The sequence below is a fragment of the Aminobacter sp. P4_H6_2 genome (genome assembly GCF_056400805.1).
This window is the reverse complement of the sequence record NZ_JBFUKO010000035.1, coordinates 1-20,858: the sequence shown is the minus strand read 5'-3', so window position 1 is coordinate 20,858 and position 20,858 is coordinate 1. Positions and strand designations below refer to the sequence as shown.

Below are 20,858 nucleotides of genomic sequence, written 5' to 3'. Positions count from 1 at the left end.
TTTCAGCTCTCTTCATCCTACCGCATATGGGCCAGCACTCGGTCAACGCAGTGCAAGAAGCCGAGCAGGCCGCAACCCAGCCGGCGAAAGAAAAGATCACTGCCATCGCCGCCGAACCGACCGGCCGCAAGGAACGGGTCGCCACAACGCGCACTTCGATCCTGGTTTCCGAGGCGTCGGCATCTGAAGCGGCGACCGACATGCCGCTCGCAGCGGATCCGCGCTGGGCGCAGGTCGTGGCTGCAGCAGCGAACCGGCCGCTCGAAGCGATGCCCGCCATTCCAGGTGCCGAAAACATCATCGCCCAAGACCCTGACGAGACAGCACCGCTCGCGCTCGCAGAGACCAAGCCCGATCCGTCTGAAACCGCTGCCGTCGATGCGATGGAAGCCGAGGTCAAGCCCGCCAGCGAACCGAGCCAGGGCGGCCGCGAGGTCAAGATCAAGCGCTCGGTGAACATGCGCGCCACACCGCAAAAAGGTGGTCAGGTTTTGGGCGTCATCCCCGCCAAAACCTCTGTCGAACTGGTTTCGTGCACTCAATGGTGTGAAATCGTTTTCAACGGCAAGCGCGGCTACGTCTTCAAGAGCTACGTCCAGTAGCGACTGACGCGGCGGCCGGAATACGGCGACCGCTAAAATTCGATCAATCCGCCCAAATCTTCCCTAAGCTCTCAGTGCTAGGTTTCCGCCATGATGACGGAGTCCGGCACAGCGGAAGCAAATACGACGCAAGGCGTGGCCATGGCCGACGCCGACACGCTGTCGCGTCGCCGCATCATCACATCGCCGCAGCTCGAACCGCATTTGCCGAAGGAGCCGCCGCGCGGCCTGTACTTCGCCACCCTGATTGCCATCATGGTGCTTGCCGGTCTCGCCCACCTGACCGGGGCGCCCGCCTTCATCAGCATCGGCCTGTTTGCCGCCGCCTTCACCGGAATGGTGCTGCTGTCGCGCAGCCTCGGCGAGCGCGAGCGCGCCGCCGAAGCGATCACCGAAAGCGCTTCACGCAGTCGCGCCGAGATCGAGACTCTGGCCGACCGGATGTGGGAGCTGCAGGAAAGCGAAGAGCGCTTCCGCGGCCTCATCGACGCACTTGGCGACCTTGTCGTGCACCGCGATCGCGACGGCCGCATCGTCTATGCCAACAAGGTATTTGCCGGACTCATCGGCCAGGACCAGCGTGACCTCGCCGGCCGCACCTTGCAGGAACTCGGCGTCGATGTCGGCATCGTTCCAGACGCAGCCTTCGCCGATGGCGAATGCCTGAGCTCCACCGATGTCGGAATCCGTTCGAACGGCGTGGTGCGCTGGTTTTCCTGGACCGAGCTTTCGGTACGTGACAAGACCAGCGACGCCGTGTCGCATCGGGCGATCGCCCGCGACATCACCGCCCGCAAGCGCGCCGAAACCGCGCTCATCGGCGCACGCGAGCGCGCCGAATATGCGAGCCAGGCAAAATCGCGTTTCCTGGCCACTGTAAGCCACGAAATCCGCACGCCGATGAACGGCATCATGGGCATGGCAAAGCTCTTGCACGACACCGAGCTGTCGCCCGAGCAACGCACCTATGTCGGTGCGATCTCGACGTCGGCGAGCGCACTTTTGGCGCTGATCGAGGACCTGCTCGACTATTCGAAAATCGAGGCAGGACGCTTCGATCCCGAACCGCAGCCGATGTCGCCGCGCGAGATCGCTGACAATGTGGTCGAGCTTCTGGCCTCGCGCGCATTCGGCAAGGGCATCGGCCTAGGCTGCCATGTCGCGCTCAACGTGCCCCAAATGATATCCGCCGATCCGGGCCGCGTGCGCCAGGTGCTGCTCAACCTGATTGGAAACGCCATAAAATTCACCGATGCCGGTGGCATCATGCTTAGCGTCGAGCGCATCCGCGACGAGCATCCCGACAAGATCCGCTTCACCGTAGCCGATACCGGATCGGGCCTGCGCGCCGAGGACATGGAGCGCATCTTCGAAGAATTCGAACAAGYCGATGGCACATCGACCCGCTCGCATGGTGGTGCTGGCCTCGGGCTTGCCATCTCCAAGCGCCTCGTGACCTCGATGGGCGGCACGATATCGGCCAAGAGCATTTCGGGCGAAGGTTCGGAGTTCTCCTTCGATCTGCCCGCCTTCGGCGCCACCGAAGACGCACAAGCCAGCGTCGATATGCTTGCCGGCCGCCATGTGGTGATCCTGTCCAGGAACACCACGGAAGCCGAAGCGATCGCCGAGACCGTCCGCGCCCATGGCGGCAGCGCCGACATCGCTGTCACGCCCGAGCAGGCGCAAGGTTATGCCGCCGGCTGCAACGCCCTCCTCATCGATGCGGCAATGGAAGAAAATGACGGCCGCATGCTCCGGAACTTGCGCGAGAATGGTTTTGCCGCAAGCGAAGCGGTGACGCTGATCGCCCCGAACGACCGGGGCCTTCTGGGCGAATTGCGCGCCAGTGGCTACGCGACCTTCCTCGCCCGGCCGGTGCGCGGCGAGACCTTGCTGCGGGTGTTGCTGGCGAATCAGGGCGTCGTTGCGGGGCAAGCGCAGCCCTTAAACAACCGCACCGTCGCCAAGCCTGCGGCTAATTCACACCTGCTTGGCCTGTCGGTGCTGATCGCCGAGGACAACGACATCAATGCCATGCTCGCCCGCGCGGTGCTGCTCAAGGCAGGACACCGGGTCGATGTCGTCAACAACGGCAAGGCCGCCGTCGAGGCGGTGACGGGAGGAGCGCGCAAACGCCGCTACGACGTCGTGCTGATGGACCTGCATATGCCCGTAATGGACGGATTGGACGCGATTTCGGCCATTCGCAGGCACGAAGAGCAACATGGGCTTTCCGCCCTGCCGATCATGGTCTTGTCGGCCGACAGCCAGGAAAAGACCCGCCATGCGGTGCTCGCCCATGGTGCCAGCGGCTTTATCACCAAGCCGTTGGACCCGGACGTTCTGATAAATCTTGTCGAACAGCGCGCCGCTGCCTGACCAGTTCTGTCGATTTCCCTAGCCGGCTAGGCGCCGTTGCTTGCCCTCGCAGTCTTGCCCGCGCGGGTCGATCACGATACTGTCACAATCCTGTAGCACCGACACCGTATCCCCGCGCCAGGAGGGATGGCTCGAAGGAGAATCACCCGTGCATACAGCCTTGCCGGACAGTGACACTCAGAAAGCCAACGGCGCCAAGGTGACAGTGCCTTCCAAACCTTTACTCCCAGGAACGCCGCTCGGACGGATCGGTACATTGGAAGTTCGCCTCGCCCGAGACGAATCCGAGATCGCTGCCGCGCAGGAAGTTCGCTACCGCGTGTTCTTCGACGAACTCGGCGCCCGCAAGCAGGCGGCGCACTCGATCGAACGTCGCGACTCCGACCGCTTTGACGACGTTTGTGACCACCTGCTGGTCTTCGACACCTCGATCAACGGCCCCGAGCATCGCCGCATCGTCGGCACCTACCGGCTGCTGCGCCAGGAGCGCGCGACCGAGGCCGGCGGGTTTTATTCCGACGACGAATTCGAGCTGAACAAGCTCATCGCACGCCATCCCGGCCAGCGCTTTCTTGAGCTCGGCCGCTCCTGCGTGCTACCCGAATACCGCTCCAAGCGAACCATCGAAGCGCTGTGGCAAGGCATCTGGGCCTATCTCAACCGCTACGACATCGACGTCATGACCGGCTGCGCCTCGTTCCACGGCACGGTGCCGGCGGCACATGCCGAGGCGCTAACCTATCTTGCCCATCATTGCCGCACCAGCGCCGACTGGGATGTCCGCGCTGTCGCGTCGCGCTACTGCGCCATGGATCTGATGCCGATCGAAGCGATCAACGCCAAGGCGGCGATCGCCGCCATGCCGCCTCTGGTCAAGGGCTATCTGCGCGTCGGCGCCAAGATCGGCGACGGCTGCGTCATCGACCACGACTTCGGCACGACCGACGTCTTCATCGTCATGCCGGTCAAGGAAATCGGCGCCCGCTACATCAATTATTACGGCGGGGAAGCGCAGCGCTTCGCCGCTTAGAGAAGTGGCCGACGATCTCTCCAGCGCCTTCGACAAGCTATACGCAGCAGCCGAAGGCCTGCCCGAGGTCGTCGAAGGCACCTCCTACGGCACCCCGTCGCTTCAGCTCCGCAAGAAACTCCTCTGCCGCGTCAAGGATGCCGACACGGTCGTTGTCATGTGCCCGCTTGAAGAAAAAGAGATGCTGATGGAGGCCGATCCGCAGCTCTATTTCGAGACGGCCCATTACAAGGGCTGGCCGGCCATGCTGGTGCGCATTCACGAGATTCCGCTCGACCAGCTCCGGACCCGGCTCGAACGCGCTTGGCTAATGCGGGCACCGAAAAGCCTGGCGAAGGCGTGGGAAAGCAGGGCCTAGACGCCTCTGTTCGGCATGAATTTCGGTACGCAGCAGCCATTCGCACCCGACTCAGGGCATGAGAGGTGCTGTGCAGACCAAAGGAGGCAAATGTGATTGCGAAAGACGAACTCTTCGAGCGCCTCTGGAATGGTGAAGCTGCGATGGACGAGTGGAGTGCGGCTGTGTCGGGCGGTTCCGCGAGGCAGATCGCGGACAATGCGATCGCCATCCACACCGGCTACCTCTTTGGAAACACAACCGCATGTCGCACCGCCGATGGCTTGGTGCTGGTCGATAGCGGCAGTCGCGAAACCGCCAGCCAGACGCTCGCCATATTGCGCAAATGGGACGATGCCCCGGTTCATACCGTCATCTACACGCATGGGCATATCGACCACACCTGGGGCGCGCGGCTCCTGGACCAGGAGGCAGATGCGAAAGGGACATCGCGCCCACGCATCATCGCGCACCGCAATGTGCTGGAGCGCTTCAAGCGCTACGATGCGACTCATGACCTGAACAGCATTGTGATGGGCCGCCAATTCAACCAGCCGGGCTACACATTCCCCRGCGACCATCGCCGTCCCGACGAGGTTTATGACGACAATCTCAGCCTGACGATTGGCGGACTGCGGCTTGAACTGTTCCACGGCCGCGGCGAAACCGATGACGCGACCTTTGTATGGGCGCCGGAACAGCGCATCCTGGTGAGCGGTGATTTCGTCATCTGGGTGTTTCCCAATGCCGGCAATCCACGCAAGGTCCAGCGCTTTGCGCTGGACTGGGCGTCGGCGTTGCGCCGCATGCAGGCCCTGGAGCCGGACGTGCTTGTCCCCGGCCACGGCCCTGTGGTCGCAGGCTCCTCACGGGCCAATCAGATCCTGAATGACGGCGCCTCGGTGCTGGAAAGCCTGACGTCGCAGACCCTCAATCTGATGAACGGTGGACGCTCGCTGGATGAAATCCTCCACGCCGTTTCCGCGCCCAAAGACCTGCTTGCCAAGCCCTATCTGCTGCCAAGATACGATGACCCGGAGTTCGTGGTCCGCAATATCTGGCACCTCTATGCCGGGTGGTTCGATGGAAACCCCGCCCATCTGAAGCCCGCACCGGCGGCCGATTTGGGGGCCGAGATCGCGTCACTTGCCGGCGGAGCGCAGAAACTTGCCGAACGCGCGGCTCTGCTCGCCGAAGGTGGCGAGACACGGCTCGCGGCACATCTGATCGAATTCGCCGCCACGGCATCGCCTGAGGATCAGGAGATCCAGCAAATCCGTGCGAACGTCTATGCCCGCTGTGTGGAGGCGGAAACGTCGTTGATTGGCAAGGCGATCTTTGCCGTCTACCAGCGCGACGCCAAGGCGCGGGTTGGCACATCTGGCTGAAGCACGGCGCCCGATCGCTACTTCTGCGGCAGGTTGGCCTTGGTGGCGTCCGGACCGGCCGAAATCTCGGACGATTCGATTCGTGCTTCGCCTTGTGTGATCAGCCGCGCGCTGCGCTGGTTGCGGGCGTGAATCCAAAGCCAGTTGATGGCGACACTGAGCCGGGCCCGCGAGCCTATGAGGAAGTAGATGTGGGCGATGCCCCACAGCCACCACGCCAAAGCACCGCGCAGTTTGATCCGCCCAAAATCGATGACCGCGCGGCGCTTGCCAATTTGGGCGAGGCTGCCCTGGTGGCGGTAGTGGAACGGCTGGGGCTTGGTGTCACCGCGCAACCGCGCCTTGATGGTGGCGGCGACATGCCTACCTTCCTGCTTGGCAGCGGGTGCAATCCCTGGCGCTGGCTTTCCGTCCGGTCCGTTCACCGTCACAGTGTCGCCGATGGCAAATATCTCGGGGTGACCAGGCACCGTCAGGTCGGGCATCACCTTGAGACGGCCGACCCGGTCTGCCGGAGCGCGCAGCCACTCGGCGGCCGGTGACGCGYGCACGCCGGCCGCCCAGATGATCGTCCTGGTCGCAAGCCTGACGTCGCCATAAGCGACACTGTCGGCGGTGCAGTCGGAGACCGCGCGTCCAAGCTCGACCTCGACGCCAAGCTTGCGGAGCGAGCGCAGCGCATAGTCGGACAGGTCGTCGGGATATCCGCCCAAGACGCGCTGGCCTGCTTCAATCAGCACGACCCGTGCCCTGCCCGTATCGATGTGGCGGAATTCGCGCCGCAACGTGTCCATCGCCAACTCGGCGATCGTCCCGGCGAGTTCCACCCCGGTGGGACCAGCGCCAACGATGACGAAGGTCAAAAGGGCAGCTTGCTTGTCAGGATCGGTCTCCCGCTCGGCTCGTTCAAATGCCAGCAGGATACGTCGCCGGATCGTGGTGGCATCCTCCAGCGTCTTCAAGCCGAGCGCATATGGCTCCCACTCGTCGTGACCGAAATAGCCATGCCGGGCTCCGGTCGCCAGCACCAGACTGTCATATGGCACGGTTGCGCCATCTTCGAGCAGCACGTGGCGACGTTGCGCATCGACACCCGTCACACTTGCCAGGACGGTCGCAACCTCCGGCCTGTCCCATACGAGCGAGCGGATCGGCCAGGCGATCTCGGATGTGGCCAGCGAGGCCGTGGCAACCTGATAAAGCAATGGCTGAAAGAGGTGGTGATTGCGCCTGTCGATCAAGGTGATGCTGACCGGTGCGCCGGCCAGACCCTTAACGACCTCCAGACCGCCAAAACCTGCGCCCACGACCACTATTCGCTGTTGCATGGAGGTTGTCCTCTGCTGGTTTGGCGCATGCGAAAGCCAAGCTTCAAAAGCGAGCCACGGCACTGATCCTCACGGTATATCCTCAGGATTTCGGCCGGGACGACTGCGGTACGCGGGAAAGGTCCAGCCGAATTTCAGCGCCCCGCCGCGTATCATGAAGGCGGCGACAAAGGCGACAAGCGCAGATGCCTGCGGCGGCAGTTCAGCGATTACGGCGAGCGTGTAGATGCCGGCCCCCACCATTGCCGCCGAGACRTAGATTTCAGGCTTGAGCAGCACCGACGGCTCCCCGGCAAGCAGGTCGCGCAGGATGCCGCCGAAGGTCGCCGTCAAAAGCCCCATGACGATGGCGACAGTCGGCGAACCGGTGGCTTCCCACCCCTTGGCAGCACCTATGGCGGCATAAGCCGACATACCGAGCGCATCGAGCCAGAGCAAAAGCTTGTAGCGGGATTCAACGAGATGGGCGGTGAAGAAGACGACCCAGGCCACCGCGACACAAACCAGGATATAGGCCGGGTTGACCACCCAAAACACTGGCAGGCCAAGAATGACGTCACGCACGGTGCCGCCGCCGATGCCGGTAAAGCTTGCCAGGAACAAGAACCCGATAATGTCGAGTTCCTTGCGCGAGGCCGCAAGCGCGCCTGTGGCGGCAAACACCGCCACGCCGGCATAGTCGAGGTAGAGCAGCGGATTCATGTGAGCGAGTAGGGAATAGTGAGTAGCGAACAGGGAAAGAACATAGCGGACCCCAGCTTTGCAGCTACATTATCCGCCAATTCCCTATTCGCTACTCCCTATTCGCTAATTCCTCACGCGTCCTTCTCGGCCTGTTCGTTGACCGGGCCGGGCTCGGCCGGAGCCTCGGAGACATGCTTGGGGCCGCCCTTGGCGACGCCGACCATGGCCGGACGCAGGACGCGGTCACCGATGGTGTAGCCGGATTGCATGACCTGCACGACTGTGTTGGCCGGCACGTCGGGGTTCGGCACCTCGAACATCGCCTGATGGAAATTAGGGTCGAACTTCTCACCCTGAGGGTCGAGCTTGCGCACGCCATGGCGTTCCAGAGCCGTGAGCATCGCACGCTCGGTCACCTCGACGCCTTCGATGAGGCTTGCCAACCCGTCACCGCCAGCAGCCTTGGCCTCGTCGGAAACCGCTTCGATGGCGCGGCGCAGATTGTCCGACACCGAAAGCATGTCGCGGGCGAAATTGGCCACCGAATAGGCGCGGGCATCCTGCACGTCACGCGCGGTGCGGCGGCGCAGGTTCTCCATCTCGGCAACCGTGCGCAGCGCGCGGTCCTTGAGTTCTTCGTTTTCTTTCAGCAGTCGCACGACCGCTTCATAATCGCCATCGACAGCGCCCTCGATCTTTTCGGCCTGGGCCTCGGCAGCCGCCGTCTCGTCGGGCGCGCGTTCGTCTTTTGCCTGGTCGCTCATCGCCATTTCCCGTTGTTCGGATACGTTGGAAGTTGCGCCCGATATCGAGGTTTGGGTGCCAAAAATCAAGGGGCAACGGCCACATGGGGACCGGATGCCGCGCCTCGCGGCCCTTTTGGCCCGGGGCCGGCAAGCCTCGAAAATTCAATGTTAATTCAAATTTTACCACACAAGCTGACCATTGCCATGGCGGGGCCGTCAATGTGGGAACCATTTGCATCTGGCAGGAGTTCTCCCGATGAAGAACAGGCCTTTTGTCATGCCAAGCATACGCACCAACAAGACCGCAGCCAAGCTGGCGACCAATATCAGGCGCCAGCTCACCTCGGACAGCAATGTGCGCGCGCTGGAAGCCCTGCCCGCATTCCGGGCCGATGAAGTACTGCCCAAGAAGCTCCGCCGCCTGCTCGAAAGGCTGGACGCGGCCGAACGGAAGCAGTCTCTTCCCAAAATGCTAAACAGAATCTAGAGCGTTCGCGCGTTCGTGCGCAGCGCTCAAACGCCCGAGGCGCGGCGCCAGGAATATTTCCCGCCTTCGGAAGGCTGCTCGGCTGGCTTGGCGGTCGGCTGGTAGTACAGTGGCAAGCCGCCGGCCTGACCAGCTTCGAGGCGCTTCAGCAACACCGGGTGCGAGACCTCGAACTCGTTGAAACCTACACGCAGCATATGCGGCAGCTGGTCGATCAGCACCTGGCCAGTCGCTCTCACGGCACCTTCAAAGTTATGTCGGCTGCGTAGCAATTCGGCCTTCGAAAAAGAGCGGCCGTCGTTGAAGGCCGGAAAGGCCAGGGCAACCAGCGCCAGCTCATCCAGCAAGTCGACGATCGCCTCAAGCTGATCGCCCGGCTGGAGCGATACGCCAAGCCGCTCCTTCGCCGCCCTGCGCTGCGCTGGATCAAGATCGAGGAAGGCCTGAAGCGGCAAGATGACCCGGCTGTTGCCGGCAAGAGCGCCCGCGTCCTCGGCATGGATCCAGCCGTCGTCGCGGAAACCCTCTGATGTCCAGAGGCGGATCTTTGTCTCCGGTGTCGCTTCGGTCATGTGGAAATTCCTAAAGGGATGCGTCGGTCAGCGACTGTTCGAGGTCGGAAAGATGGATGCCGCATTCGGTCTTGCCCTGCCCGGCCCAGCGTCCGCTACGGGCATCCTCGCCCGACTTGACGGCTTGCGTGCAGGGAAAGCAGCCGATCGACAGATAACCATAAGCGACCAGCGGGTTCTCGCGCAACGCGTGCTTGCGCATGTATTCGGCAAGGTCGGCGGTCGTCCAACGGGCGAGCGGGTTGATGCGGAAGCGCGGGCCGACCTGCTCGAACACCGGCAATGCCGCACGTGTTACCGCCTGGAACCGCTTGCGGCCGGTGAACCAGGCGCGGAACGGCTCGACGCCGCGTGCCATCGGCTCGACCTTGCGCACATCGCAGCAGGCGTCGGTGTCGGTCTTGTGCAGATTTCCGGTGGGGTCGATGCGGGCAAGCGCCGCTTCATCAGGCGTGATGATACGAATGTCGGTCAGGCCGAAATCGGCGACCAGAGCGTCGCGATAATCGAGTGTTTCGCCGAAATGCTTGCCGGTATCGAGGAAGATCACCGGCAGCTTGCGGTCAACTTCAGCGACCATGTGTAGCAGCACCGCCGAATCCGCCCCGAATGACGAAACGGCGGCGATTTCGCCGACAAAACGCTCGGTTGCCGCGCGCGCGATGATCTCCAGGGGCGTCAGATGCCCGTAAAGCGCATCGAGCGATGCGGCCTCGGCCAGAACCTGTGCTTCAGCCTCAGCGTCAGGCTGCCTTGGCTTCGCTAGCATAAAGCGCCTCCTTGAACGGCGCGGGGCCGACGCGGCGGTAAGCGTCGAGGAACTTTTCCGAACGGTCGAGCCTGATTCCAAGATAGGTCTCGACGATCGTTTCGATGGCATCGGTGATTTCTTCCGGGCCAAAGCCGCGACCGATGATCTCGCCGACCGACGTGTGCTCGTCGGCCGAACCGCCAAGCGTCACCTGATAAAGCTCCGCGCCCTTCTTCTCGACGCCCAGGATGCCGATGTGCCCGACATGGTGGTGGCCGCAGGCGTTGATACAGCCCGAAATCTTGAGCTTCAGTTCGCCGATGTCGCGCTGGCGCTCGAGCGAGGCGAAACGATTGGAGATTTCCTGCGCCACCGGGATCGAGCGGGCATTGGCCAGCGCGCAATAGTCGAGGCCCGGGCAGGCGATGATGTCGCTGATCAGGTTCGAGTTGGCGGTGGCGAGGTCGATAGCCACCAGCGCGTCATAGACCGCCTTGAGATCGGCGCGCGCGACATGCGGCAGGATCAGGTTCTGCTCGTGGCTGACACGGATTTCGTCGAAGCCGTATTCCTCGGCAATGTCGGCCACCGCTTCCATCTGGCTGTCGGTGGCGTCGCCAGGAACCTCGCCAATGCCCTTGAGCGAGATCGTGACGGCGGCATAGTCTGGGTTGCGGTGGGTGAAGACGTTCTGGTCGAGCCATTCGCCGAAGCTTTTGGAATCGAGCCGCGCGAGCTTGATCACCTCGTCGCCCTCGGGCCGTGGCGTCAGCGCCGGCGGGGCGAAATAGGACTGGATGGCCGCGACGTCGGCCTCGGGCAGCCTGAGTTCGCCGTCCTTGAGGGCCTGCCATTCGGCCTCGACCTGGCGAACGATCTCATCGACGCCGGTTTCGTGGACCAGGATCTTGATGCGCGCCTTGTACTTGTTGTCGCGGCGTCCGTAGAGGTTGTACACGCGCAGGATCGCGGTGGTGTAGGACAGCAGGTGCTCTTCCGGCAGGAAGTCGCGGATCTTCTTGGCGACCATGGGCGTACGGCCCTGGCCGCCGCCGATATAGACGGCGAAACCGAGCTCGCCCTTGTCGTTTTTCTTCAGGTGCAGGCCGATGTCGTGGGTCTGGATCGCGGCACGGTCGCGCTCGGCACCTGTTACCGCGATCTTGAACTTGCGCGGCAGGTACGAAAACTCTGGGTGCACCGACGACCACTGGCGCAGGATCTCGGCATAGGGGCGCGGATCGGCAGCCTCGTCGGCGGCAGCACCGGCGAAGTGATCGGCGGTGACGTTGCGGATGCAGTTTCCGGAGGTCTGGATGGCATGCATCTCGACGCTGGCGAGATCGGCCAGGATCGCCGGAATATCCGACAGTGCCGGCCAGTTGAACTGGATATTCTGGCGCGTGGTGAAGTGGCCGTAACCCTTGTCGTATTTGCGGGCGATGTGCCCGAGCATGCGCATCTGCTTTGAGCTCAGCGTGCCGTAGGGCACCGCGATGCGCAGCATGTAGGCGTGCAGCTGGAGATAGACGCCATTCATCAGGCGCAGCGGGCGGAACTGGTCTTCGGTGATCTCACCGGCAAGGCGGCGCTCGACTTGGTCGCTGAACTCGGCGACGCGGGCCTTCACGAAGTCATGATCGAACTCGTCGTAACGGTACATGGTCGTCTTCCGGTCTATCTTCAGGCGGTGCCGGCTGTGGGCCGGGCCTGCTTGCCAAGGTCGAGGCGGTTGGTGGGGCCAGCGGCGCGGATCACTTCGCGCAGCCTGAGCGGATGGATCGCCCCATCGACGACACTGACGTCGATCAGGTTGACGTCGACCACCTCGTTGTTGTCGTAGGCGGCCTTGCCGATCGCCTCGAGGCGCGCTTCGCCGGCCTTGTCGTCGACGGTCGCGGCGACGTCGATTGACACAGCCCAGCTGCCGTCAGCGGCGAACCACACGGCCTCGCCGTCGGTCAGGCGGTTGGCGGTAAGGATCTTCATGCCCTGCTTCCTTCGAGCACCTGGAATGCGGCCTGCTCGTGCCTGTGTGCCGCAAGCGGCTCGGAGAGTTCGAAATTGGCACCCGCAACCGCGTCGCCGATAATGGTCATGACCGGACCTGTGAGGTCGTTGCGGCCTTCCAGCGACGGCAGGTCGGCAAGCGTGCCGTGGAAACGGCGGCGGTTTTTCAGGCTGGCGTTTTCGACAACGGCGACCGCCGTATCGGGCGACAACCCGGCATCGATGAGACGCCCCGCGACATCGGCGGCGACCGAGCGGCCCATGTAGACGGCAACGGTCGCACCTGAAATGGCGAGCTTGGCCCAGTCGGGCAGCGAGCCGCCCTTGAGATCGTGCCCTGTGGTGAAGACCATCGAAGAGGTCACGCCGCGCAACGTCAGCGGCAACTCGAAATCGGCGGCGGCGGCAAAGGCCGAGGTGACACCCGGCACGACCTCGTAGGAGACACCAGCGTCGCGCATCGCCTGCATCTCTTCGCCGGCGCGGCCGAATACCAGCGGATCGCCCGACTTGAGACGCACCACGCGCTTGCCGGCCAGCGCCAGTTCGACGAGCAGATCATTGATCTCGCTTTGCGTCTTGGAATGGCAACCCTTGCGCTTGCCGACCGGCAGCCGCTCGGCGTCGCGGCGGCCCATTGAAATCACCGCCTCGGGCACCAGCGCGTCATGCACGATGACATCGGCTTCCATCAAAAGGCGATGGGCACGCAGGGTCAGCAGGTCTTCGGCACCAGGACCAGCACCGACCAACGCGACATGACCCTTGATGGAGCCGTTCTGCAGCAACAGTTCGGTCGCCGCGTCATGCGCCTCGGCAAGCTGGCCATTGTCCAGGGCGCGCGCCGGAGCACCTTCGAAGAATTCGCGCCAGAAGCTGCGCCGCACATTGCCTTTGGGCAGCAAGCGCTCGACGGCGTCACGGAAGCTCGCGCCAAGCGTTGCCAGCGCGCCCAGCTGCGGCGACAACATGCGGTCGACGCGGGCACGGATCATCTGGGCAAGAACCGGCCCCGCTCCTTCGGTGCCGATGGCAATCGCGACGGGCGCACGGTTGACCAGTGCGGGCGTGAAGAAGTCGCACAGTTCGGGGCGGTCGACAGCGTTGACGGCAATGCCGAGGCGGCGGGCGTCCTGGGAGACGCGATGGTCGAGCGCTTCATCACCGGTGGCCCCGAACACCAGCACAGCACCCTCGACCAGCGCCGCCTCATAGGCAGCGTGGATACGGGTCGCGCCGTTGGCCGCGATCCAGTCGCGCAGATGCGGCTCGACATTGTCGGCGATGATGCGGATTTCTGCGCTGGACTGGCTGAGCAGGCGGGCCTTGGCCAGCGCCTCATCGCCACCGCCGACGATGGCCACGACTTTGCCTTCGACCTTCAGGAAGATCGGAAAGGCATTCAGCTTGGCGGCGGCTTGCGTCATGTCAGGGGTTCCAGAATACCCGATATTTTTAGCCGCCCTTGCTGCGCCGCAGAAGAAACGCACTCGCGCGCCCCGACTTGGGATGCAATCGCTTTTGCCCGCGCCTTTGCGGCAAGAGAAAATTATTCCGCGCACTGCTCCGCAAGGTCATTTGCGGTCGACGCCGCCCCGTGAGCACGCCACTGCCGCCTCAAGGCCCGCAGCCCTTGAAATCTCCCGCAATTGCCAGGCTTGCAGGGTAACTGACCCTGTCGGTGACTAGGTGAGCACAGTGACACTGCCGGGCTCGTTTTTCTAATTTCTACTAAGTTAGTAGAATTAAGCCGGGCCGTCTCACCATGGATCTTTCGGAACATCCGCGGTCACCTCGCGTTCCCCAAGCGGGGCACAACGCCTCGCCAGAAAAAGGAGCACGACATGACGCACATCAATCTGAAGCATGGGATCTGGGTGCTGGTGGCGGATGGCGAAAAGGCGCTGTTCCTGAAGAACCAAGGCGACACGAAATATCCAAACCTCGAAGTCGTGCGCGAGATGGAACAGGAAAACCCACCGACGCGCGAACAAGGCAGCGATCGCCCCGGACGCTATAGCGACGGTCCCTCGGCCCATCGCAGCGCGGTCGACGACACCGACTGGCACAGGGTCGCCAAGGAGCGCTTCGCCGACGAGATCGCAGCGCGGCTCTATAAACTTGCCCACGCCGGCGATTTTCGCGAGATCGTCCTGGTCGCGCCACCTGTGGTGCTCGGCGAACTGCGCAAGAAACTGCACAAGGAAGTCGACAAGCGGGTTTCGGGTGAACTTCCCAAGACGCTAACCAATCACAGCGTTTCCGACATCGAGTCGATCCTGATGGCGGCCTGATCCGCCACAGTAGTAGCAAGCAACCCAATGGTGTGTGCCGGCAGCGATTGCCGGCATTTTTTTGGGCCACCGGCCTAGTTTCTTGGCCGCTTAGGGTTGCGCATGCGCACTTGGGTCCACCATATTGGAAACGCAGCGGTTTTCACCGCGCACCCCAACAAATCGCCAACTTTCCGAAAGGTGCCGCCGGGACAATGCCGCATGACACGCCCCTCATCGCAACCATCGTCGCCGGTCTGGGGCTGGCATTCATTTTTGGCGCTCTCGCCAATCGCTTCAAGGTTCCGCCGCTTGTCGGCTATCTGATCGCCGGCGTTCTGGTCGGGCCGAACACGCCCGGTTTCGTCGCCGACCAGAAACTGGCTCTGGAACTCGCCGAAATCGGCGTCATCCTGTTGATGTTCGGCGTTGGCCTGCATTTTTCGCTGAAAGACCTGTTGTCGGTGCGCGCCATCGCCGTGCCCGGCGCGATCGTGCAGATCGGTTTTGCCACAGCCCTTGGCGCGGCACTGGCCTGGATGCTCGGCTGGTCGATCGGTGCCGGCCTGGTGTTCGGCCTGGCGCTGTCAGTCGCCTCCACGGTCGTGCTTTTACGCGCCCTGCAGGAGCGCCGCATGATCGAGACCGAGCGCGGACGCATCGCCGTCGGCTGGCTCATCGTCGAGGATCTGGCGATGGTTCTGGCACTCGTGCTGCTGCCCGCGCTTGCCGGCGCCCTCGGCGGCGATCAGCAGGCGTCGCAGGCGCCCAACATTCTCGCCCTTCGCTTCGATTTGGGTGTTTGGGGCGTACTCGGCATCACCCTTGCCAAGGTTGCCGCCTTTGTCGTCCTGATGATGGTCGTCGGCCGCCGTGTCATTCCCTGGCTGCTGCACTACGTCGCCCATACCGGCTCACGCGAACTGTTCCGCCTGGCGGTGCTGGCAATCGCGCTCGGCGTGGCCTTCGGGGCCGCGAAACTGTTTGGCGTGTCGCTGGCACTCGGCGCCTTCTTCGCCGGCATGGTCATGAGCGAATCCGAGCTCAGCCATCAGGCGGCTGAAGAAACGCTGCCGTTGCGCGATGCGTTTTCGGTGCTGTTTTTCGTTTCGGTCGGCATGCTGTTCGACCCGACGAGCCTGCTCAGCAACACCTGGCCGATCCTTGCCACGCTGTTCATCATCATCATTGGCAAGTCGGTGGCTGCCTTCCTGATCGTCGTTGCCTTCGGCTATCCGATCGCAACCGCGCTCATCATTTCGGCCAGCCTCGCCCAGATAGGCGAGTTTTCGTTCATGCTCGCCAGCCTCGGCGTCAGCCTCGACCTGTTGCCCGAGCAGGGGCGCGACCTGATCCTGGCCGGCGCGATTCTGTCGATCGTGCTCAATCCTCTGGCCTTTGCCGGTGCAGCGCGCCTGAAGCCCTGGCTCGAAAAGCGCGCCGGCATTGCCGAAGCTGTCGAAGCCGTGCCGATCGGCCCGGCGACCGAACCCGGCGAGGTCGCGACCACATCAGTCGTGCCGGTCATGGCCGACGAGGATGCGCCGCCTCCGACCAAGCTCACCGACCACACCATTCTGATCGGCTATGGCCGCGTCGGTTCGCTGGTCGGCAAATCTCTGAAGGAGGCCGGCCTGCCCTTCCTAGTCATCGAGGATGCCCACAAGACGATCGCCAAGCTCAAGGCCGACGGCATCGAGACGGTGTCCGGCAATGCGGTCAAGGGGGAGGTATTCGCCTCGGCCAATGCCGCTGGCGCCCGGCGGCTGATCCTGGCCATCCCCAATGCCTTCGAGGCGGGCCAGATCATCCTCAAGGCCAAGGCCGCCAATCCGGAGATGCTGATCGTCGCGCGTGCCCATTCCGACGCCGAGGTCGATCACCTCACAGGCCTCGGCGCCGACAAGGTGATCATGGGAGAGCGCGAGATCGCGCGCGGCATCGTCGAGCAGGTGCTGGCAGCGGACGCGCCGCCGATCGGCGATCCCAAGCCGTCACCGGCGGCTGCCTGATCGGCTGGGGTACAATCAGGCGCTGTTGCTAGCGGCGAGCTGGGCAAGATGGCCGGGCAGATCGGTGCCGGAGCCAGCCGCATTGATGGTGTCGAAATAATCGTGCCAGCCGGACGCGGCGATGCCCTGCAAGAGCGCGTCGAGTGCTGCATCGTCGGGGAAACGCCAGATGGCGAAGAAACGATGCGGGGCGGGATGGATCTTGGTGGCATCGGTTTCACCCAGGGCAATCGCCTCGACGCCGAGCGCTGACAAGGCGGCCATGCCGGCACCTATGGCTTCGAAGAATGCCTGGCGCCCGGCTGCGTCAAGTGCCAGCCATGCGGGTTTCGGAGTGTAGAGCTCGGCTAGATAATGCGCCATGTTGGTTTCCTTTCGACAAGGCGCTGCCAACGGCCACGGGATGCGGCCGCGTTTGCAAGCGCGGGAATTGGGTTAGGGAGCAGGCGCCGCGTCAGCTGGGAGGCGCGCTGGGCTTTGCTGCTGCGGGATCGAGATTTTGCCAGACACGGCTAAGCAGATCGCCAAACAGCTGGCGGTCGTCGGCGCTGAAGCCGGCAAACAGCGTAGCAATCCATCTGGTGTGCTCATCGAACAGGTCACGTGCCGCTGTCTGCCCCTTGGCGCTCAGGCGCACCGAGATCTTGCGGCGGTCCTCAATGCCCGGATGGCGCGCCAGGAAACCGTCGCGTTCGAGCCCGTCGAGCAGCCCGGTGATCGTCGCGCGGGTGACGCCAGCGCGCTCGGCCAGCTCGTGCGGCGACAGCCCTTCTGGGCGATCGTGCAGCAGAAATAAAAGCACGAACTTGCCCTCGGACAGCTGGTGCGGGGCGAGACGGGCGGCGCAATCCCGGTCGATCGCCGACGACAGTGCCAGGATTTCCAGGCACAGCCGCAAGCCAGCCTCAGGCCTGCCCCGGCGCTTGGCCTCGTCCAGCAGAGCGAGATGTTTCTGTTCGAGCATTGTCATACGTCGCCATATAGTATGGCGCCATATTAACTGTCAATCGCCGTTTGAACGCGATCCGCGCAAGCCAGGCGAAAAGGCTAGTTCCCCAAAAGCACGTCCAGAATAGAGGTCTCGCGGCGCTGGGTCGGACCACCGACATCGCCGGGGGGTACCGGGCGGCGGATGGAGGCAGTCGAGGATTGCTCCTGCGCACCGGCATCACCGACCTGCTCGACCGGCCGGCGTTGCTGCACAGGCTGCGGCGCTGCCGGGAAGCTGTTCTCGTCGAGAGGCTGATTTTCGATGGCGACATCGGGCGTTGCGGGCTGGGGCGTCCACGAGCCCGGCAATGCCGCCACCGGCACGCCCTCATGGGCCGCGACCATGAATTCGTGCCAGGCGAGCGCCGGCAGCGCGCCACCGGTGACCTTCTTCATCGGCTTGCCGTCGTCATTGCCGAACCACACGCCGGTGGTCAGGTTCGCGGTATAGCCGACGAACCAGGCATCGCGCGAATTCTGGCTGGTGCCGGTCTTGCCGGCGGCCGGCCAGGCGAAGGCAGCCTTCTTGGCCGAGCCCTCCTCGACCACCCCGGCCATCATGGCGTTCATCATGCCAACGACCTCGGGGCTGATGACACGCGGTCCACCCCCGGCGGTGCTTTCATACAGCACCTTGCCGTCGGTCGTGGTCACCCGCCGGATGATGTGCACGTCGGGGCGATAACCGCCATTTGCGAAAGGTACATACGCCGCCGTCAGCTCGAGCGGCGTCACCTCGGATGTGCCGAGCGCGATCGAGACATTGGGCTGCAGCTCGGATTCGATGCCCATGCGATGGGCAGCCTCGACCACGGCGTTCGGCCCGACTTCCATGGCGAGCTGGGCGGCAACAGAGTTCAGCGATTTGGCAAGCGCTGTCTTCAGCGTCACCTTGCCGAAATATTTGCCATTGTAGTTTTCCGGGGTCCATTTGCCGATCTTGATCGGCGCGTCGTTGCGCACGCTGTCTGGCGTACGGCCCTGCTCCACGGCTGCCATGTACACGAAGGGCTTGAAGGCCGAGCCCGGCTGGCGTCGCGCTTCGGAGGCGCGGTCGAACTGGCTGGTCGAATAATCGTAGCCGCCGACCATGGCGCGCACCGCGCCCGAATTGTCGATCGACACCAGCGCGCCCTGGCTGACATTGAGCTTCTGGCCGTTCTCGTCGATCAGGCGCCGGATCGATTTTTCGGCTAGGTCCTGCAGCGTCATGTCGACCGTGGTGTCGACGATGATGTCGGAACGGACCTCGCCGATAAGCTCGGGAAGCTCCTGCATGACGCGGTCGGCGACGTAGTTTTCCGAACCAGTCCAGAACGAGGCGACACGAGCCGCTGGCGCGTTAACGGCGTTGGCCAGTTCCTTTTCGCCGATCATGTCCTGGTCGCGCATCGCACCCAGAACCAGTTGGGCGCGGTCGCCGGCAGCCTGAGGGTCGCGGGCCGGCGATAGCCTGGACGGCGCCTTGAGCAGGCCTGCGAGCAACGCTGCCTCGGCAAGCGTCACGTCGCGCGAGGACTTGCCGAAATAGCGCCGCGAGGCCGCTTCCACGCCGTAGGAACCCGAGCCGAAGAACACCCGGTTGAGATACATTTCAAGGATCTGGTCCTTGGTGTGCTTCTGCTCCAGCCAGATCGCCAGCAGCACTTCCTGCACCTTGCGCTCCAATGTGCGGTCAGGCTTCAGAAACAGGTTCTTGGCCAGCTGCTGGGTCAGCGTCGAGCCGCCCTGGGTGAAGCGCCCATGCAGGAACCTTGTCGACACGGCGCGCGCAAGGCCAATCGGGTCAAAGCCGAAATGCGAATAGAAGCGCTTGTCTTCGATCGCGATCACGGCCTGGGGAATGTAAGGCGACATCTGGTGCAGGCCGACGGCCTCGCCGCCGGTCATGCCGCGATTGGCGATCAGCTTGCCGTCGACGCCGACGATCTTGATGTTGGGCGAGCGGTCGGGGATCGCCCATGTCGTGGCGCTCGGCATCTTGGCGCCGTAATAGACAACGATGCCGGCGGCAGCGATGCCGCCCCAGATGGCGAGCACGAAGCACCAGTAGACCAGCCGGCCGACGATGCCGAACATGCCACGGCGGGGCTTCTTGACCCGGCCGCGCGGCGTCGACCTTGTCTTGGAGGATTTGCGTTTGGCCGGGGCTTTGCGGCTAGGCACGACGCGATCCTCCTCGCGCACCGAAAACACCTCGTCTTCCGCATCGTTGCGCGGGCTGTCGAAGCTGGGCTCGATGCGTCTGTCTTTTCGGTTCGCCATACCTGTCTGTCCGGCCCCCATGCCAATGGCGTTCCGGTTGGACATTAAATGCGGCGATTTAAGGAGGCATTAAGTGAAGCGGTGTGGAGAAGCGTGGGGCTACGGCCGAACTGCCTCACGGCCCAATGGTCTTGTTGAGAGCAGCCGAGATGCGTTCGCGCAGTATCTCGGCGATGTCGGTGTCCATATGCAGGCGCACGCGGCCACCGCGCGCATCGACAAGCGTCACCGCAACGCCGTCGAGCGTGTCGTCCTTGGCCGGCTCGACAGCCGCAACCATGAACTCATGCTCTTTTCGGTCGGGTTTTTCGGCCATGGCGGTTCTCCCTGGCAGGGCGACCAGATGATACGCCTATTCTTCCTCGTCGTCGCCACCAGGCTTGGACCAGGAGTGCGGGGAAATCCGCTTTTGGGTGTCGCTGTCGACATAGGCCCACCAGCCCTCGTCGCTGTCGTCCCATTGGCCACCGGCAGCCTTGAGGCGGGTGAGCGAACGGTATTGCGCGAGCGATTCGTTTTCCTGGCCGTCGCGGTCGGYCCAATAGACCATGACCTTTGAGCCATCCTTGGGTGCGGTGGCGATCGGCAATTTGGCGCTCATGCGGTTCCCCTCAAATCTGATTGCGAACAACAGCCGACCGCGCGGCCCGGTAAAGCCACGCGGCGGCGAATGTCATCGGCGCGTCAGCAAAGCCGCCAACAGACCGAAAACGGCAACGCCCACGAGCGCAGTGGTCATCGGATTGTCTTGAGCGGTCTTTTGAGCTGCACGCGCCTGCTTGCGCATCGCCGGCATCGCGTCGGAAAAACGTTCGTAGAACCCATCATAGAGCTCTGAGGCGCTTTCGCGGGTATCGGCAAGTGCTGCCGTGCTGCGCTTGGACATCGCCTTGGTCAGCGAAGCGACCTGCTTGGTCAGCTGGGAAACCTGTTCTTCGAGGTCGGTCTGGATTTCTTCACGGGTCGTGGCCATTCGGGTATATCCTTTCACTAGATTACCC

22 protein-coding genes are annotated in these 20,858 nt (G+C 63.4%); 8 read left to right on the top strand and 14 right to left on the bottom strand.

The genetic code is table 11. The features are described 5' to 3' along the window. The 5 genes from AC1DUU_RS05145 to AC1DUU_RS05125 all read left to right on the top strand — a co-directional run. Nucleotides 1–602, top strand: a 602-nt coding sequence (locus AC1DUU_RS05145) for an SH3 domain-containing protein (protein WP_476782343.1), incomplete at its 5' end; no start/stop codon positions are given. Between the two features lie 90 nt (nt 603–692). Beyond that, the gene (locus AC1DUU_RS05140; RefSeq protein ID WP_476782342.1) at nt 693–2,984 is read left to right on the top strand and encodes a PAS domain-containing hybrid sensor histidine kinase/response regulator; all 2,292 of its coding nucleotides are present in this window, start codon (nt 693–695) and stop codon (nt 2,982–2,984) included. Nucleotides 2,985–3,183: 199 nt separating this feature from the next. Continuing rightward, entirely contained in the window at nt 3,184–4,014 is an 831-nt protein-coding gene (olsB, locus tag AC1DUU_RS05135) for a l-ornithine N(alpha)-acyltransferase (protein ID WP_476782345.1), read from the top strand. A 4-nt stretch (nt 4,015–4,018) separates the two neighbouring features. Then, nucleotides 4,019–4,372, top strand: a complete 354-nt coding sequence (locus AC1DUU_RS05130) for an MmcQ/YjbR family DNA-binding protein (RefSeq protein WP_476782341.1) — start codon at nt 4,019–4,021, stop codon at nt 4,370–4,372. 92 nt (nt 4,373–4,464) lie between these two features. Continuing rightward, on the top strand, nt 4,465–5,739 hold the full coding sequence (locus AC1DUU_RS05125; RefSeq protein ID WP_476782340.1) for an alkyl sulfatase dimerization domain-containing protein: 1,275 nt from the start codon (nt 4,465–4,467) through the stop codon (nt 5,737–5,739). Nucleotides 5,740–5,756: 17 nt separating this feature from the next. Here the strand turns inward: AC1DUU_RS05125 and AC1DUU_RS05120 are convergent, their stop codons facing one another. From AC1DUU_RS05120 to grpE, 3 genes are all read right to left on the bottom strand, one after another. Next, entirely contained in the window at nt 5,757–7,067 is a 1,311-nt protein-coding gene (locus AC1DUU_RS05120) for an NAD(P)/FAD-dependent oxidoreductase (protein WP_476782339.1), read from the bottom strand. A 69-nt stretch (nt 7,068–7,136) separates the two neighbouring features. Then, nucleotides 7,137–7,769 (bottom strand): trimeric intracellular cation channel family protein, encoded by a 633-nt coding sequence (locus AC1DUU_RS05115; RefSeq protein WP_476782338.1) that lies wholly within the window; start codon nt 7,767–7,769, stop codon nt 7,137–7,139. A 113-nt stretch (nt 7,770–7,882) separates the two neighbouring features. Beyond that, nucleotides 7,883–8,560, bottom strand: a complete 678-nt coding sequence (grpE, locus tag AC1DUU_RS05110; RefSeq protein ID WP_476782344.1) for a nucleotide exchange factor GrpE — start codon at nt 8,558–8,560, stop codon at nt 7,883–7,885. Between the two features lie 193 nt (nt 8,561–8,753). Here grpE and AC1DUU_RS05105 point away from each other — a divergent pair, with 193 nt between their 5' ends. Then, nucleotides 8,754–8,984: a hypothetical protein gene (locus AC1DUU_RS05105; RefSeq protein ID WP_476782337.1), complete on the top strand. Its 231-nt coding sequence runs from the start codon at nt 8,754–8,756 to the stop codon at nt 8,982–8,984. A 26-nt stretch (nt 8,985–9,010) separates the two neighbouring features. Here the strand turns inward: AC1DUU_RS05105 and AC1DUU_RS05100 are convergent, their stop codons facing one another. From AC1DUU_RS05100 to cysG, 5 genes are read right to left on the bottom strand one after another with little or no spacing between them, the layout of a single operon-like run. Then, nucleotides 9,011–9,556 carry a DUF934 domain-containing protein gene (locus tag AC1DUU_RS05100; RefSeq protein ID WP_476782336.1) on the bottom strand — a complete coding sequence of 182 codons (546 nt, stop codon included), beginning with the start codon at nt 9,554–9,556 and terminating at the stop codon, nt 9,011–9,013. A gap of 10 nt (nt 9,557–9,566) precedes the next feature. Further along, nucleotides 9,567–10,325: a phosphoadenylyl-sulfate reductase gene (locus tag AC1DUU_RS05095; RefSeq protein ID WP_476782335.1), complete on the bottom strand. Its 759-nt coding sequence runs from the start codon at nt 10,323–10,325 to the stop codon at nt 9,567–9,569. Further along, nucleotides 10,300–11,970, bottom strand: a complete 1,671-nt coding sequence (locus tag AC1DUU_RS05090; protein WP_476782334.1) for a nitrite/sulfite reductase — start codon at nt 11,968–11,970, stop codon at nt 10,300–10,302. Before AC1DUU_RS05090 ends, AC1DUU_RS05095 begins: the two co-directional genes overlap by 26 nt. 20 nt (nt 11,971–11,990) lie before the next feature. Next, nucleotides 11,991–12,296: a DUF2849 domain-containing protein gene (locus tag AC1DUU_RS05085; RefSeq protein WP_476782333.1), complete on the bottom strand. Its 306-nt coding sequence runs from the start codon at nt 12,294–12,296 to the stop codon at nt 11,991–11,993. Further along, nucleotides 12,293–13,744: a siroheme synthase CysG gene (gene cysG, locus AC1DUU_RS05080; RefSeq protein ID WP_476782332.1), complete on the bottom strand. Its 1,452-nt coding sequence runs from the start codon at nt 13,742–13,744 to the stop codon at nt 12,293–12,295. Before cysG ends, AC1DUU_RS05085 begins: the two co-directional genes overlap by 4 nt. 417 nt (nt 13,745–14,161) lie before the next feature. On the opposite strand from cysG, the gene AC1DUU_RS05075 reads away from it, so the two are divergent. Then, nucleotides 14,162–14,611 carry a baeRF12 domain-containing protein gene (locus AC1DUU_RS05075; RefSeq protein ID WP_476782331.1) on the top strand — a complete coding sequence of 150 codons (450 nt, stop codon included), beginning with the start codon at nt 14,162–14,164 and terminating at the stop codon, nt 14,609–14,611. A gap of 194 nt (nt 14,612–14,805) precedes the next feature. Next, nucleotides 14,806–16,602 carry a YbaL family putative K(+) efflux transporter gene (ybaL, locus tag AC1DUU_RS05070; RefSeq protein WP_476782330.1) on the top strand — a complete coding sequence of 599 codons (1,797 nt, stop codon included), beginning with the start codon at nt 14,806–14,808 and terminating at the stop codon, nt 16,600–16,602. Between the two features lie 15 nt (nt 16,603–16,617). On the opposite strand, the gene AC1DUU_RS05065 is transcribed toward ybaL, so the two are convergent. From AC1DUU_RS05065 to AC1DUU_RS05040, 6 genes are all read right to left on the bottom strand, one after another. Further along, entirely contained in the window at nt 16,618–16,965 is a 348-nt protein-coding gene (locus tag AC1DUU_RS05065) for a DUF6616 family protein (RefSeq protein ID WP_476782329.1), read from the bottom strand. A 91-nt stretch (nt 16,966–17,056) separates the two neighbouring features. Further along, nucleotides 17,057–17,572, bottom strand: a complete 516-nt coding sequence (locus AC1DUU_RS05060) for a MarR family winged helix-turn-helix transcriptional regulator (RefSeq protein WP_476782328.1) — start codon at nt 17,570–17,572, stop codon at nt 17,057–17,059. A gap of 77 nt (nt 17,573–17,649) precedes the next feature. Beyond that, on the bottom strand, nt 17,650–19,857 hold the full coding sequence (locus AC1DUU_RS05055; RefSeq protein ID WP_476782327.1) for a transglycosylase domain-containing protein: 2,208 nt from the start codon (nt 19,855–19,857) through the stop codon (nt 17,650–17,652). Between the two features lie 115 nt (nt 19,858–19,972). Next, nucleotides 19,973–20,173, bottom strand: a complete 201-nt coding sequence (locus tag AC1DUU_RS05050; RefSeq protein WP_476782326.1) for a hypothetical protein — start codon at nt 20,171–20,173, stop codon at nt 19,973–19,975. Nucleotides 20,174–20,209: 36 nt separating this feature from the next. Further along, entirely contained in the window at nt 20,210–20,458 is a 249-nt protein-coding gene (locus AC1DUU_RS05045) for a hypothetical protein (RefSeq protein WP_476782325.1), read from the bottom strand. 72 nt (nt 20,459–20,530) lie between these two features. Then, the gene (locus AC1DUU_RS05040) at nt 20,531–20,830 is read right to left on the bottom strand and encodes a hypothetical protein (RefSeq protein WP_476782324.1); all 300 of its coding nucleotides are present in this window, start codon (nt 20,828–20,830) and stop codon (nt 20,531–20,533) included. Nucleotides 20,831–20,858: the final 28 nt, after the last annotated feature.

Coding starts and splice junctions, on each gene's coding strand:
- AC1DUU_RS05105 (WP_476782337.1), top strand. CDS start 8,754: ATGAAGAACAGGCCTTTTGTCATGCCAAGCATACGCACCAACAAGACC.
- AC1DUU_RS05100 (WP_476782336.1), bottom strand. CDS start 9,556: ATGACCGAAGCGACACCGGAGACAAAGATCCGCCTCTGGACATCAGAG.
- AC1DUU_RS05095 (WP_476782335.1), bottom strand. CDS start 10,325: ATGCTAGCGAAGCCAAGGCAGCCTGACGCTGAGGCTGAAGCACAGGTT.
- AC1DUU_RS05090 (WP_476782334.1), bottom strand. CDS start 11,970: ATGTACCGTTACGACGAGTTCGATCATGACTTCGTGAAGGCCCGCGTC.
- AC1DUU_RS05085 (WP_476782333.1), bottom strand. CDS start 12,296: ATGAAGATCCTTACCGCCAACCGCCTGACCGACGGCGAGGCCGTGTGG.
- cysG (WP_476782332.1), bottom strand. CDS start 13,744: ATGACGCAAGCCGCCGCCAAGCTGAATGCCTTTCCGATCTTCCTGAAG.
- AC1DUU_RS05075 (WP_476782331.1), top strand. CDS start 14,162: ATGACGCACATCAATCTGAAGCATGGGATCTGGGTGCTGGTGGCGGAT.
- ybaL (WP_476782330.1), top strand. CDS start 14,806: ATGCCGCATGACACGCCCCTCATCGCAACCATCGTCGCCGGTCTGGGG.
- AC1DUU_RS05065 (WP_476782329.1), bottom strand. CDS start 16,965: ATGGCGCATTATCTAGCCGAGCTCTACACTCCGAAACCCGCATGGCTG.
- AC1DUU_RS05060 (WP_476782328.1), bottom strand. CDS start 17,572: ATGACAATGCTCGAACAGAAACATCTCGCTCTGCTGGACGAGGCCAAG.
- AC1DUU_RS05055 (WP_476782327.1), bottom strand. CDS start 19,857: ATGGCGAACCGAAAAGACAGACGCATCGAGCCCAGCTTCGACAGCCCG.
- AC1DUU_RS05050 (WP_476782326.1), bottom strand. CDS start 20,173: ATGGCCGAAAAACCCGACCGAAAAGAGCATGAGTTCATGGTTGCGGCT.
- AC1DUU_RS05040 (WP_476782324.1), bottom strand. CDS start 20,830: ATGGCCACGACCCGTGAAGAAATCCAGACCGACCTCGAAGAACAGGTT.